Origin of the sequence: Coleofasciculus sp. G2-EDA-02, assembly GCF_040226375.1 — a bacterium.
In the GTDB taxonomy this organism is placed as follows: Bacteria; Cyanobacteriota; Cyanobacteriia; order Cyanobacteriales; family Coleofasciculaceae; genus Coleofasciculus.
Map to the genome: position 1 here is coordinate 57,399 of NZ_JAVKEW010000140.1, position 13,814 is coordinate 71,212.

Consider the following 13,814-nt stretch of genomic DNA (forward strand, 5'->3'; position numbering starts at 1 on the left):
CCTACAATTTTTAAATTAAATAGGGAATCCATGATTTCATCGTTTCTTGGGAACCATACCAAAGTCCTTGTCGCCGAGGTGAATGCAGCACCCCTTCCAAGGTGAGATTCACTGCGCCGTCTAAATGAGCCGCTTCAATCGGAGTAATCCCATCTCCCCAACAATTTCCAACTCCACAGGTTTGCTGATAACTGTTATACGCTAACCATTGACCCAAGCGCCGTTGACCATAGATAGCTTTACCGGCGACACAGATATACTTGACATGGGGATAAAACGCTCCCGGATAGTTCATTGCCACGAAATCCAGATTGCGTTTGGTCCAGCGTTCTTGGCTACTATGAGGTGTTCCCAGTGTTACCAGTGTGGCAATGGTTGGATGAGCATTCCATAATCCTGGAACTGAAAGAGTCACATTGCGATGAATATCGTAGGGTTTTTCGCCGAGGTAGATTCGGGCAATCCAGCCCCCGGCTGAATGACCAATCAGATTAACCTGAGTGGCGCTGTAATCTGCCATAACCTGTTTCACGGTTTGATCAAGTTGCCGTAAAATTGGCACGACTGAGCGACCGCCTATGGTGGGAATCCAATCGCCTTGTCTTAGTGGTACAGTAACGGTGGGAAACCCAAACTGATTTAAAGCGGTTTCTAGTCCTCGATATTCAGTTGCCCCGGCAAAAAAACCCGGTACAATGACAGTCGGTAGTGGCATTTGGAATTTGATATTTTTGAATTATTAATCAAAGTTAACAAATAGTGATGGGGCAAGTTGGCACACTTTACGGTCTGGGTGTAGGTCCTGGCGATCGCGAATTAATCACGCTCAAAGCCCTACGTATCCTGAAACAATCTCCTGTAGTGGCTTTTCCGGCTGGGGTGAGGGGTAAACTGGGTATGGCTCAACAAATTGTGGGGCAATGGTTAAAGGCTGAGCAAGTTCAACTTCCCTTAATATTTCCTTACGTGCAAGACCAAGACATTCTTACCCAAGCGTGGGAAGAAGCCGCCAAGCAGGTTTGGCATTATCTGAAGGTAGGGCAAGATGTGGCGTTTGTTTGTGAAGGGGATATCAGTTTTTACAGCACGTTTACCTATTTGGCGCAAACCTTACAACAGCAGCAATCAACTGCCGTTGTGCAGATGATCCCAGGCGTCTGTTCACCCATGGCAGCCGCCTCAGTGTTAGGATTACCCCTAACCGTACAGCGCGATCGCTTGGTGGTGCTGCCTGCTCTCTATAATGTAAAGGAACTGGAAACTATTTTAGATTGGGCGGATGTCATAGTCCTGATGAAAGTGAGTTCGGTGTATGAACAGGTATGGCAGGTGTTGCATCGCCGCCAGTTATTGGACACCGCCTGGGTAGTCGAACGCGCTACCCTACCGGATCAAGTCATTTATCAAGATTTACGCGATCGCTCAACCCTAAAATTACCCTACTTTTCCATAATGATTGTCAACGTTACCCAATCCCTGAGTTCAATTAGACTCTAGATTATTTTTATTAAAACCAATAGAATTCCCGACAACCCCGCAACCGAGAGAACGATAACAACTATGTCTAATTTCTTAATTAAAACTGTCTCAGAGAAACTAAATCAGCCAACTGGTATTGCTGTAATCGCATCGGTTGGTATTCATGTCGTCTTGGGGCTAACCTTACCCTTTTATGTACCCGTTTTTTCCAGTGAAGCGCCTCCGACTCGGCGCACTGTACAACTGTTGGAATTAACTGAAGCGGATTTAAGTCGCTTACCTGATCTTTCGGTGCCAACTTTGCCCCCGTATATTTATCAGCAGACACCATTAACATCGCCATTCCCACCTCTCCCACCTCTGCCCCTCCAAGATTCTTTGCCCCTCGATGGCAACATTTCGATGACGCCCCCTCCACAATCGTTAAAAATTCCGTCATCATCGATAAGTCGGAAACCCATAAGAACGATTGCGCCCGGAAGTCAACCGAGTACTCCATTTCCACCCTTGAGGAGAAATTTAGGAATCCCGGTTTTTGGCAACCAACTTCCTCCATCGCCTCCCCTAGGAGCAACAAACCCAGACTCTATATACTCAGAACCAGAGTCTACGACTAGTATTGATCGTCTGGCACGATCACCCAATCACGAGTCAAGCGATCATGCAAGATCTCAACCACAGGAATCCCCCCCAGAGCAAGTTGCTACTAATCAAGATCCCAATCCCCCAGCCAATGAAAACGCTCCAACCCCCGATACGGAAGAATCTGCATCAGAATCAGACGAGCCCATAGCGAATAAACCGCCTGAGCAAGCCGAAGATAGCACTCGTGCTGAAGGGAATAAAGTAGAACCTCCGCCCGTACTCCAAAGAACATTAATTGCTTCCTATCCCAAAGACGCTTGCCAAAAGCAGCTTAACGGCACACCCATTTATAGCGTCGTTGTAGGCGCTGATGGCAAACCGACGAATTTACAACCGATTCGACGGGCTGGTGATCCCATTCTCGATCAAAAGGCACAGGATCAAATTAACGCTCAGCGTTTTCTAAATCGCACTGAACAGCCGCAGGAATACCGGGTATCTGTCCAGTTTTCCGGTCAAGAAAAAGTTTGCCCGAAGCCAGCACCTCCAGAAGCCTCGACTCAAAATCCTGAGCCTTCTAATTCCCCAACGCCCCAACCCGTGAATCCGGAGGCGTCTGAGGAATCGAATTCTAATAACTCTCCCTCTTCCAATCAGGAAACGTCTGATCGTGATCCGGTCAATCCTGGACAACAATCGCCATCACAAACAACCTCAGAGTCCGATCCGAAAAAAGCCAAACCGGAAGAGTCAGCCAATCCCCAACCATCACCGGAGGAGACACCCGAAGCCTCAAATCCAGCGGATAATTCGGTTATTGTACCGACACTCTAGCTCAAGATGGGCATTCGCTATCAATTTTTGATCGGTCTAATGCTTGATCCCTAACAGGATGTTAAGATGATCGACGGTTAGAACTGTCCCCTCCAAGATTACAGCAAAAAGGAACCCAAGTTATTATGCCTTCAAGAGAACCTCGCCGCATACTTATAACAGGTGGAGCGGGGTTTATTGGCTCCAACTTCGTCCATCACTGGTGCGATCGCTATCCCCAGGATCGGGTGATTGTCCTCGATTTGCTCAGTTACGCCGGTAATCGTCGTAATCTCGATTCAGTCGAGGGACGAGACAATTTTCGGTTTGTACCGGGAGATATTTGCGATCGCACTCTTGTTGATGCTTTACTCCGCACTGAGGCAATTGATACAGTTGCCCACTTTGCGGCTGAATCCCATGTTGACCGCTCGATTTTGGGACCCGAAGCATTTGTCAGAACCAATGTTTTAGGTACGTCCACTCTCTTGGAAGCCTTTCGCCAGCATTGGAAAAAGCGGGGAAGTTTGGATAGCGATCGCTTTCTCCATGTCTCTACGGATGAAGTATACGGCAGCTTAGAGCCCGATGACCCTTTGTTTAGTGAAACGACGCCGTATCAGCCAAACAGTCCCTACGCCGCTTCTAAAGCAGGTAGTGATCACATCGTCCGTGCTTATCATCATACCTACGGCGTACCCACGTTAATTACCAATTGCTCGAATAACTATGGTCCCTATCAGTTTCCTGAAAAGCTGATTCCTCTGATGTGCATTAACATCATGCTGGGTCAACCGTTACCCGTTTATGGGGATGGACAGCAGGTGCGAGATTGGCTTTATGTCAATGATCATTGTCAGGCGATCGATTTAGTCATTCACCAAGGGATTCCTGGCGAAACCTATAACATTGGCGGTAATAACCAAATCAAAAACCTGGATTTGGTACAGATGGTTTGCCAGCTTATGGATGAATTAGCCTCAGATTTGCCGGTTTATCCAAGCAAAGACTTAATCTCCTTGGTCAAAGATAGACCCGGACATGATCGCCGATACGGGATTGATGCTCGCAAAATTAAAGCAAAATTGGGTTGGACGCCTAAAGAAACCATTGAAGGAGGATTACGTAGCACCGTTGAATGGTATTTGACTCATCGTGATTGGTGGGAACCCCTGCTTTCTAAGGAGTATCAAGATTATTACCGACAAATTTATGGTTAATTGTTGACATGTAGGGAACCGTCAAATTTATGACCTCCCCCGTAAAAGATTATCTAACCTATATCGTAGGGGTACGGCATTGCCGTACCCTTACCGTATGTACCTCTTTACGGCTGAATCTGTTGAATTTGGTCAAGAGATGATTGATAAAGCGTCATGTCGCCCTGTTGTCTAGATAAATCTGCTGCCTTTTGGAAATCCGCGATCGCTGCTTCTTTTTTACCTAATTGAACATGGGTAAGTCCGCGATGATAATAGGCTGAGGTGTAGTTAGGATTAATTTCAATCGCTTGGTTAAGATCAGTGAGGGCTTGTTGAATATTTCCTTGTTGCAGATGAACAAAACCACGATTTGAGTAGGCTTGAGCGTAGTTGGGATTAATCTCAATTGCCTGACTCAAATCAGCAATTGCTTCCTGGATTTTTCCCTGTTATAAAAATGCACTTCCTCGGTTGTTATAGGCTAAAAATAAGTTAGAATTAAGCTCAATTGCTTGGTTAAAATTATTAATTGCATCTTTAACTTTTCCCTGTTGCAGACGAGCAAGTCCTCGATCAGCATAAGCTTGTGCATTATTAGGATCGAGCTGGATTACTCGGTTTAAATCGGAAATTGCCCCTTGAATATTTCCCTGTTCTAAATTGACAGTGATTCTAGATTGATACGCTGAAACATCATTAGGATTAAGCTCAATTGCTTGGTTAAAATCAGAAAGTGCTTGTTGAATATTTCCCTGTATCAGACGAGTAAACCCTCGGTTATTGTATGCCATAACATCATTAGGGTCAATCTCTATTGTCCGATTAAAATCAGCGATAGCCTCCTGAATATTTCCCGATTGTAAATGTGCAAATCCACGATTATTGTAAGCTGGAGCAAAATTAAATTTCATGTCAATCGCTGTAGTAAAATCAGCGATCGCACCTTCAAAATCTCCCCTTTGCAGATGAGCCAATCCACGATAATTATAGGCAATACAGGAGTTAGGCTCAATTTTTATCGCTTGATTGAAATCAGTAAAAGCTTTCTGAATTTCTCCCTGTAAGATATAGGCTTGACCTCGATTAAAGTAAGCTGGGACAGAATTGGGGTCAATGGTAATCGCCTGATCAAAGTCCTCAATTGCTCCCTGTAAGTTACCTATTTCTAATTTCTGTACTCCTAGCAGGAGAAAAGTAGTTGGCACGCTTTGTGCCATCAGCCCTAAAGCGCTTACTACAAACTCAGGTTAAGGAGCGTGCTATTCGTGTTAGGGTTGGATTATGGCTTACGGATTCCGGTGAGTTAATTAAAAAAATATGAAATCAGCCAATAAAATTATCATAGGCTTTCTATTAGTCGTCATCATCGGCTTACCCTTCTCTCACACCCTGGCTCACATTCTTACAGAAGCCTGGTGGTTTGATTCCGTTAACTTTTCAGATGTATTCTGGACGCGGATCACCTGGAAAATTATGGCTTGGGTGGGGACATTTATTATTTACGGACTATTCTTGTGGTTTAACTATTGGATGGCGCAACGTCTAACTCGCGATCGCGCGTTTCGTTTCCTAGACGCCAGTGATTTAGCTCCCTATACCGATACTATAGCCAATTCCGCCGCCCTGGTTGTAACGTTCCTTGTCAGTTTAGCCGCCGCCACAGCTAGTGCATCAGCTTGGGAGACAATACTCAAATATTTGAATACCACAGATTTTAATCTGACTGACCCCATTTATCAACAAAATATTGGTTTTTACCTGTTTCAGTTTCCTTTCTATGAAGGACTAAAAGATTGGTTCTTGAATCTTTTGTTCTGGGGGTTTGGATTATCCGTTGCTGTTTATGTTTTAAAAGGTAAAATAAGGTTAGATCGTTACTGGCAACATTTCATAACCAAAGACGTAAAAACTCACCTCAGTCTACTGTTAGCCGGAATTGCCCTAGTTGTCGCGATCGGTTTTTGGCTAGAACGCTATGAATTACTCTACACCGCTGATGGTGTCGTCTATGGTGCCGGATATACCGATGATCATGCTCAGCGTCTGGCATTCTGGATTATGAGCATTGTATCACTAATGCTAGGCTTGTCGTTTATCCTGGCAATTTGGCAAAACAATATTACCTTACCCACCTACGGAATCGGGATTTATCTAATTGCTTGGCTTGTTTTCAGTGGTCTTTTTCCCTGGTTTCAACAACGATTTATCGTCGAACCCAATGAATTAGAAAAAGAAAAACCCTACATTGAACATAATATCGCCTATACTCGCAAGGCTTATGCTTTAGACGAAGTACCAACACAAGACTATCCAGCGGAAGAACAATTAAGTCGCCAAGCGTTACAAGAGAACCAATCTACGATTCGTAACATTCGCTTGTGGGACTATAGACCTTTATTAAGTACCTATCGCCAACTGCAAGAAATTCGTCTTTACTATCGATTCAATGATGTCGATGTTGATCGCTATACCATTGACGATAACTATAGACAAGTCATGCTTTCACCACGGGAACTATTGTATTCTCAAGTTCCCGATCGCGCTCAGACTTGGGTCAACCAAAGGCTAAAATATACCCATGGCTATGGTTTGGTAATGAGTCCCGTTAATATCGTCACAGAGGATGGCTTACCTGAACTGTTTATCCAAGATATTCCACCGATTTCCCAAATCGATCTCCAAGTGAATGAACCCGCCATTTACTACGGCGAAGAAACCGATAACTATATATTTACAGGTACAAATACCCAAGAATTTGACTATCCCCGTGGCGATGAAAATGCCTTCACCACCTACGACGGGAAAGGTGGTGTACCAATCCCTTCTTTTTGGCAGCGATTGGCGTATGCTTATGATTTGGGCGATCTCAAAATTTTAATTTCCAATTACTTTATCAACACCTCCCGCATTCATTACCATCGCCAGATTAAGGAACGGGTGAACCAAGTTGCACCCTTTTTGCGGTTTGATAATGACCCCTACATTACCTTAATTAATGGTAGATTACACTGGATCATCGATGCCTATACCGTTAGCGATCGCTATCCCTATTCTGAACCAGTTTCCCAAAGTCATAATGCAAACGCCATATTCCAAGGTGGGGATATCGCCCAAATTTCCCAAGGAGATATCAATTATATTCGCAACTCCGTTAAGGTTGTCGTTGATGCGTTTAATGGCAAAATGCAGTTTTTTGTCATTGATGAAGATGACCCCGTACTGACAACATACCGCAAAATATTCCCCACATTGTTTACCGCCAAGGAGGCTATTCCAGCCGATGTAAAAGCTCATTTTCGGTATCCCCTAGATCTGTTCACCATTCAGGCGCAGATGTATCTGTCTTACCACATGAATAATCCCCAAGTCTTTTACAACCGAGAGGATTTGTGGCGTTTTCCGACAGAAATCTATGAAGGGAATGAGCGGATCATGGAGCCTTACTATGTGATTATGCGCTTACCCGAAGAGTCGAGGGAAGAATTTATTCTAATTCTGCCCTTTACACCCGTCAATAAAGATAACATGATTGCTTGGATGGCAGCGCGTTCTGATGGGGAAAATTACGGCAAATTGCTTTTGTACGAATTCCCTAAACAAGAACTTGTCTATGGTCCTTCACAAATTGAAGCTCGCATTGACCAAAATCCGCAAATTTCCCAACAATTAACCCTATGGAGTCAGGAAGGTTCACGGGTGATTCGTGGCGATTTATTAGTGATTCCCATTGATCAATCATTACTTTACGTCGAACCCATTTATCTGCGAGCCGAACAAGGGGAACTTCCAGAATTGAAGCGCGTGATTGTTGCTTATGCTAAAGAAGTAGTCATGGAGGAAACCTTAGAGCAAGCCTTAGCTACTATCTTTGGTGGAACTCAACCAGAGGTGCAACAACCTACTTCTGCTCCACCATCTGCTCCACCAAAAGAAGGGGTTTCTAAACTCGCCCAATCTGCTTTAGAAACTTATCAAAAAGCACAGGAAGCCATGCGTCAAGGCAATTGGCAAAAATATGGTCAATATCAACAAGAACTAGAAAGCATCTTGCAGCAATTGAACCAAACACCCAAATCTACGCCAAACCTGAGAAAGTCAGCAGGCGAGCCAAATTAATCCTAGTGAAAAAAAGCAGAAGTATCAGACTTTTCACGGTATTTGGGGCAATGTGTGTAGGGGCGGGTTTCACTGCTATCTTTTCGGTTGTATCCAGATGTGAATAAACCCGCCCAGACGCTTCTTGCATCGCGTCTCTACAATAGTTTTTAGACTTCCCGTGAAAAGTCTGAGAAGTATAGCTGCCGCCATCAAGCTTGCGGCATACTGAGAGGAGGTGAACACAATTAAAGTTAACGATTGATATTATTGTCTTTGTGTTCTTTGAGCGTTTCCATAATCGATGAGAAATAGTTGGGCATTCAACATTTAACCTCCAGTGTCTGGCTCACTGAGTTGACTTGTCATCGACCTTAGGTTATATAATGTTTCAGCTTATCCGCCAAATTATCGAATTATCAACAAAGTATCGAATGATAGGGGAAATGGGGAAGGGGAGTTAATTCTGGCACTAGAACATAAGTTCAGTAATCGAATCAGTATGCACCTATAAATAGAAACTGTCACATTTTCGATCAAACAGGTAACCTAAGCTGCCAAATATTTCAGGTTATGACTTATTACTTCTTTTGACAGCTACCTGGGATAACGCCAGCTAAAACTCTAGATTGGGGCAGGTTTCTCCGCATCTGGATGAGGGAATAAATGATAGAAACCCACCCCTACTTTCGGAAAAACGCAGCACTTCCCCTCCTCATGGATTTTTCCGATTCTTGAAAGGGTTAAATAATGGTGGGAGTTTGCCAACCGCGCAAATAATAGTAAATCGAAGTGTAAAATTCCTCCACAATTTGCGTCGTGATAGCCAGTGATTCTACAGAGGGGATAAAGGATGCAATCCACTGGTCAACTGTGGATCTTGAACCCGGTTGAACAGTAAAGAAGCCAGTCGGTTTAGCAATGACATTGGTTAAACCGACACTTCTAAACACCTGTTGAGCGCGACGGCTGTTATAGGCTGAAGTAACCAGAAAAACGCGATTGTCCGCTATTCCGCGATCGCGTAAAATATCCTCAACCTCTTCGGCGCTGGTGCGGAGATCAGTCCCTGTCGGTTCAACCACAATCCGAGTTTGGGGAACCCCAAACTGAACCAGTAAGGCGCGGATATCATTGGCTTCGACAATTTGCTCTTGAGTTCCTTGCAGGTTAGGTCGAGGACCAGCACTAACCACGACTAAAGGGTTATTCCCCGATTGTCGATACAGTTGAGCCGCATACAGAATGCGATCGCCCGTATCGGTAAGTTGAATTTGGGTTCGAGGTGGTTCATCAGGTTGGGTGGTTCCTTGTCCGAGTACCACAATCGCTGAGGTGGTTTGAGCACCTGCAGCTTCAGGCGTAACCACTGCTTGTTCTGTAGTCGCCGCCAACAGGTTAGAGAAAAAAGGCGTGCTGGCTATAAGTAAGATTAGTAAGGCTGCTAAAACCTGGTTCTTTGACTTCTCCAGCCCTTGGCGCAGGGCAAAACTCAACAGCACAATGGTCGCACCAACAGGCTTTAAGGGAAACGAGAGAACCTCCCAAATCGTTGATACCACATCATTGTTGGGAGAGAAAAACGCCACAACAATGAAGCCAAACAGAAATAAACCCCCAAGCAAGGTAAAATACTCCTTGGGGATTACCTTCTTAAACAGGTTGTAAAGAATAACTGCAATCAGCAGCCAAAGTAAGACTCGAGTCAGTAGTAAAAACATTGTGTTTTGATGGTGTAACGTTTTGATGGTGAGCGAGGAATTGTGACCGGTTCGTCTGACTCCCCAAAATAACCATTAACAAGTTAGGGGCGATTGGGATCAAGTTTTGTGTAACGTATCACCTAGGCAGAACCACGGTTCAAACTACCCTAACACGGGCATTATAGTTCCATTTCGGACAGTCAAACTTATGCAAACCTGTCAACTACCTACTTTGGGTTTGAGCAACGCCTGGGTAGAACGCAATTGTGTGCTTTTGTCCACAAGAGGGGTATAAGGTAAGAGAACTCTGGGAGCGAGGAGTTCTAAGAGCAGGGGGAGAATTCCCCTATTCCCCAATCCCCTCCTCACTAATCACCACTCCCCAATTTCGAGGCAGTTTTGAGCAAAATTGCTTCTCAGGCAAAGACAAAGAGGAAAAATATTTGTAAAGTTAGTCTATAAAAAGAAACAGGGGTCCTTTGAGTGTGTCGCAAGTCCAACCCGAAATTCTAGTAACTGGCGGAGCTGGCTACATCGGCTCTCACACAGTCTTAGCCCTACAACGGGCAGGTTATAACGTCGTTGTACTGGATAACCTGGTTTGTGGACATCGAGAATTCGTAGAAGAGATCCTGAAAGCAAAATTGGTGATCGGGGATGTGGGCGATCGCACCCTGTTAAACCAAATCTTCGCCACCCACAACATTGCTGCTGTACTCCACTTTGCCGCCTATATTGCCGTGGGTGAGTCGGTTACCTACCCCGCTAAATACTACCGCAATAACGTCAGTGGCACCCTGACCCTCTTAGAAGCCATGGTCGCCGCTGATGTGAAAACCTTAGTGTTTCCATCCACCTGTGCTGTCTACGGGATGCCTCAACACGTACCAATGACGGAAGATCATCCTCAAAATCCGATCAATCCCTATGCGACGAGTAAGTGGATGATGGAGCGCATGTTAGCCGACTTTGATCGCGCTTATAATTTACGTTCAATTGTGTTTCGCTTCTTCAACGCGGCTGGGGCGAATCCTGAAGGACTACTGGGTGAAGATCATTATCCAGAAACCCATCTGATTCCCTTAGTTTTGTGGACAGCATTAGGCAAACGAGACTCGATCGCTATTTGGGGAACAGACTACTCCACCCCAGACGGAACCTGCTTGCGGGACTATATTCATGTCAGCGACTTGGCAGATGCCCATATCCTGGGGCTAGAGTATTTGTTAGGTGGCGGCAAGAGTGAAATCTTTAATTTAGGCAGTGGCAACGGTTTCTCCGTGCGACAGGTGATTGAAACAGCAAGGCAAGTCACCCAAAAAGATATTAAAATCATTGAGTGCGATCGCCGCCCTGGTGATGCACCCATTTTGGTCGGTAGTAGCGACAAGGCGAGAAAAATTCTGGGTTGGTCTGCCAAATACCCGGAGCTAAGTAAAATTATCAGCGATGCTTGGCAGTGGCATCAACGGCGTCATCATTAGTACAGTATGGACAACCTGATCGCCGATGTCCGCAAGTGAAGCGTCGAAAACGCAGTTCTACAGGGCTGGATGCTCAAATACAGCCCTCAATCAAGTAGGGCTGGGTAGTTCATCTGCTATTTTCTAAGAAACTCGGAGTTCACGTCAGTTTTTTGAAGCAGAAGCAGTGAAACAATTATCGGTGAATAGAAACACCCAGACTGGAAAGGCTAAAAACAACCTCAACTCTACCAACCAAGGGACTCTTTCCCTGGAAGCTCGAATCAGCCGCTTGGAATCCATTGTTGGACAAATTGGTGAGGCGGTGCTTGCCACAACTGAGACTATTGACCGTCTAGGAAAGCGGGTTGATGCTTTGGCTGTGCAGGTACAACACCAAGGGCATCAAGTTCAACAACAGGGCTACCAACTCTTCGCTTTGAGTGATGCGGTGCAAACCTTAGCCGAAAATCAAAATGAGTCACTCGCAGAACTTGGACAACTCACGGAAACACTCCAACGCCTTACTGCTGCCATCGAAGCTCAGCAGAAGTCAGTAAGCTAGAAGTAGCGTTACAATTTTGGACGGCTTAATCCTAAATCATGAGCGTTTCTCAAACTACATCGACGCGCCAGTCGAGAAAAAATGGACAACATCCCCAAGGGAAACCCAGAGCATTTATGTATTGTCCTCAGCGAAATTTCCTCAGGCTCTTTGTCACGGCTGTGATTAGCCTATTAGCGGTAAGCTGTGGTCAGAGCAAGGTTTCTCAGTGTAACCAAATGATTCAGGTAGCGAATCAAGCTGTTAGTGATGCCAAAGTTGTGACCAATGGTGTTCAAGAGGACAATCCGCAAGCCGAGGCAATGCGACAAGCGGCGGCGGTCATGGATAAGGCATCTACAGAAATGAACGCGATAGACGTAACCGATGAGACGTTACAGGACTATCAAACCAGTTTCTCTAATATGTATCGCGATACAAGTCAAGCTATGCGTGATTTCGCCGTGGCGTTTGAGCAGAAAGACCGCCAAGCGGCGGAAGCGGCACAGATGAATTTGCAGCAAGCAACGACCCCAGAAAAGCAATTAGTTGATAATCTTAATGCTTACTGCTCCGGTGATTGACACTCATGAATACGTTGCCATAGTTTCTTTTGGCTGCGCTGCACTACTTAATGCCGGAAAAGCTTGATAGGATTAGGTTTTAGACAAAGCGGGTGATGGGACTCGAACCCACGACATCCAGCTTGGGAAGCTGACGTTCTACCACTGAACTACACCCGCAAGTTGGCTCTCAACGAGCAATCTATAGAGTATTATATCAATAAATTGACCTCAGATCTTTGCTCGACTCTGGACGCAAAGACTTAACCTGATTGAACCCGATAGGTTAGCACTGATGCCAAAACCCTGGAATGACCAAAAGTAAAGGGGTTGCGAGTTCGGCAATAGCTGGATATGACCAAGAACACGCCGAGGTTGTGAATCTTTAGATGGCAATCAGCCTAATTTCGTTGCATCCTGTAAAGTATAGAGTTGTAACTGTTCCATCAATCCTCAAACCATTGCACTCCGCAGGGATTACCCAGGATGTTTAACGCAACAGAAATTCTCATAAACTCATTTGTCCAAAGACTCCGGGAAGGCTACCACCGGACTTATGGAGGGCTAAAAACTGACTATGAGGACATTATTGCTTGGGCAGGCAGTATGGCAATGGAAAATATTGCCAACAGCGACGCCCTCTATCATAATGTCGAGCATTCTATCCTCGTCACCTTAGTGGGTCAGGAGATTCTCCGAGGCAAGCATATCCGTGAAGGTGGCGTCACTCCAGAAGATTGGTTGCACTTTATCATTTCTCTGGTTTGCCACGACATTGGCTATGTTAAAGGCGTCTGTCGTCAGGATCGCGAAACTGAACGACTGTACGCGACGGGCAAACATGGTGAGATGGTGCATCTGCCCCCTGGCGCTACCGATGCATCCCTAACGCCTCATCATGTTGATCGGGCGAAACTGTTTATCGATGAGCGATTTGGCGGTCACAAACTGATTGACGCTGAACTGATTAAGCTCAATATTGAACTGACTCGTTTCCCGGTTCCCAAAGAAGGGGATCATCGAGATACCCTGAACTATCCCGGTTTGATTCGTGCCTCTGACTTAATTGGTCAGCTTTCTGATCCCCGCTATCTCAAGAAAATTAGTTCTCTATATTACGAGTTTGAAGAAACAGGTGTCAATCAAGCCTTAGGATATGAGCATCCTGGTGACCTTCGCGCTGGTTATTCTCGGTTTTACTGGAATGGAGTGTTTCCTTTTATTCAGGAAGCCCTGCGTTACCTTTCCCTAACTCAAGAGGGTAAGCAAATCACCGCCAACCTCTACTCCAACGTGTTTGTTGTGGAACACGAAAAGAACGAAGAAGAACACCGACAACTCGCACAACAGCTTCACTCTTAATCCCT

The 13,814-nt window shown here is 45.2% G+C and carries 11 protein-coding genes, 1 tRNA gene and 1 pseudogene; 8 read left to right on the top strand and 5 right to left on the bottom strand.

Translation table 11 applies throughout. From position 1 onward, the window contains the following. Positions 1–10: 10 nt before the first annotated feature. Positions 11–715 carry an esterase/lipase family protein gene (locus RLO19_RS16430; RefSeq protein WP_446358068.1) on the bottom strand — a complete coding sequence of 235 codons (705 nt, stop codon included), beginning with the start codon at positions 713–715 and terminating at the stop codon, positions 11–13. 47 nt (positions 716–762) lie between these two features. Here RLO19_RS16430 and RLO19_RS16435 point away from each other — a divergent pair, with 47 nt between their 5' ends. From RLO19_RS16435 to rfbB, 3 genes are all read left to right on the top strand, one after another. Further along, the gene (locus tag RLO19_RS16435; RefSeq protein ID WP_446358113.1) at positions 763–1,497 is read left to right on the top strand and encodes a precorrin-2 C(20)-methyltransferase; all 735 of its coding nucleotides are present in this window, start codon (positions 763–765) and stop codon (positions 1,495–1,497) included. Positions 1,498–1,560: 63 nt separating this feature from the next. Next, a complete protein-coding gene (locus RLO19_RS16440; protein WP_446358070.1) occupies positions 1,561–2,898 on the top strand; it encodes an energy transducer TonB in 1,338 nt (445 codons plus the stop codon). Between the two features lie 125 nt (positions 2,899–3,023). Further along, complete coding sequence (gene rfbB, locus RLO19_RS16445) at positions 3,024–4,097, top strand: dTDP-glucose 4,6-dehydratase (RefSeq protein ID WP_446339154.1); 1,074 nt, start codon at positions 3,024–3,026, stop codon at positions 4,095–4,097. A gap of 107 nt (positions 4,098–4,204) precedes the next feature. On the opposite strand, the pseudogene RLO19_RS16450 reads toward rfbB, so the two are convergent. Together RLO19_RS16450 and RLO19_RS16455 are read right to left on the bottom strand one after the other, a co-directional pair. Continuing rightward, positions 4,205–4,525 (bottom strand): annotated as a pseudogene (locus RLO19_RS16450) (tetratricopeptide repeat protein); the annotation flags it as partial. A 3-nt stretch (positions 4,526–4,528) separates the two neighbouring features. Next, positions 4,529–5,296 carry a tetratricopeptide repeat protein gene (locus RLO19_RS16455; protein WP_446358072.1) on the bottom strand — a complete coding sequence of 256 codons (768 nt, stop codon included), beginning with the start codon at positions 5,294–5,296 and terminating at the stop codon, positions 4,529–4,531. 100 nt (positions 5,297–5,396) lie between these two features. On the opposite strand from RLO19_RS16455, the gene RLO19_RS16460 reads away from it, so the two are divergent. After that, on the top strand, positions 5,397–8,195 hold the full coding sequence (locus RLO19_RS16460; RefSeq protein ID WP_446358073.1) for a UPF0182 family membrane protein: 2,799 nt from the start codon (positions 5,397–5,399) through the stop codon (positions 8,193–8,195). Positions 8,196–8,917: 722 nt separating this feature from the next. Here the strand turns inward: RLO19_RS16460 and RLO19_RS16465 are convergent. Then, the gene (locus tag RLO19_RS16465) at positions 8,918–9,895 is read right to left on the bottom strand and encodes a YdcF family protein (RefSeq protein ID WP_446358075.1); all 978 of its coding nucleotides are present in this window, start codon (positions 9,893–9,895) and stop codon (positions 8,918–8,920) included. A 467-nt stretch (positions 9,896–10,362) separates the two neighbouring features. Between RLO19_RS16465 and galE the strand changes: the two genes are divergently transcribed. The 3 genes from galE (at position 10,363) to RLO19_RS16480 (ending at position 12,468) form a co-directional block, all read left to right on the top strand. Further along, entirely contained in the window at positions 10,363–11,361 is a 999-nt protein-coding gene (galE, locus tag RLO19_RS16470) for a UDP-glucose 4-epimerase GalE (RefSeq protein WP_446358114.1), read from the top strand. Between the two features lie 250 nt (positions 11,362–11,611). Beyond that, positions 11,612–11,905, top strand: a complete 294-nt coding sequence (locus RLO19_RS16475; protein WP_446358116.1) for a hypothetical protein — start codon at positions 11,612–11,614, stop codon at positions 11,903–11,905. A 38-nt stretch (positions 11,906–11,943) separates the two neighbouring features. After that, positions 11,944–12,468: a hypothetical protein gene (locus RLO19_RS16480; protein ID WP_446358077.1), complete on the top strand. Its 525-nt coding sequence runs from the start codon at positions 11,944–11,946 to the stop codon at positions 12,466–12,468. 87 nt (positions 12,469–12,555) lie between these two features. Here RLO19_RS16480 and RLO19_RS16485 read toward each other — a convergent pair. Beyond that, positions 12,556–12,627: transfer RNA gene (locus RLO19_RS16485), tRNA-Gly, on the bottom strand. Positions 12,628–12,933: 306 nt separating this feature from the next. Here RLO19_RS16485 and RLO19_RS16490 point away from each other — a divergent pair. Beyond that, the gene (locus RLO19_RS16490; RefSeq protein ID WP_446339163.1) at positions 12,934–13,809 is read left to right on the top strand and encodes an Npun_R2479 family HD domain-containing metalloprotein; all 876 of its coding nucleotides are present in this window, start codon (positions 12,934–12,936) and stop codon (positions 13,807–13,809) included. Positions 13,810–13,814 lie beyond the last annotated feature (5 nt).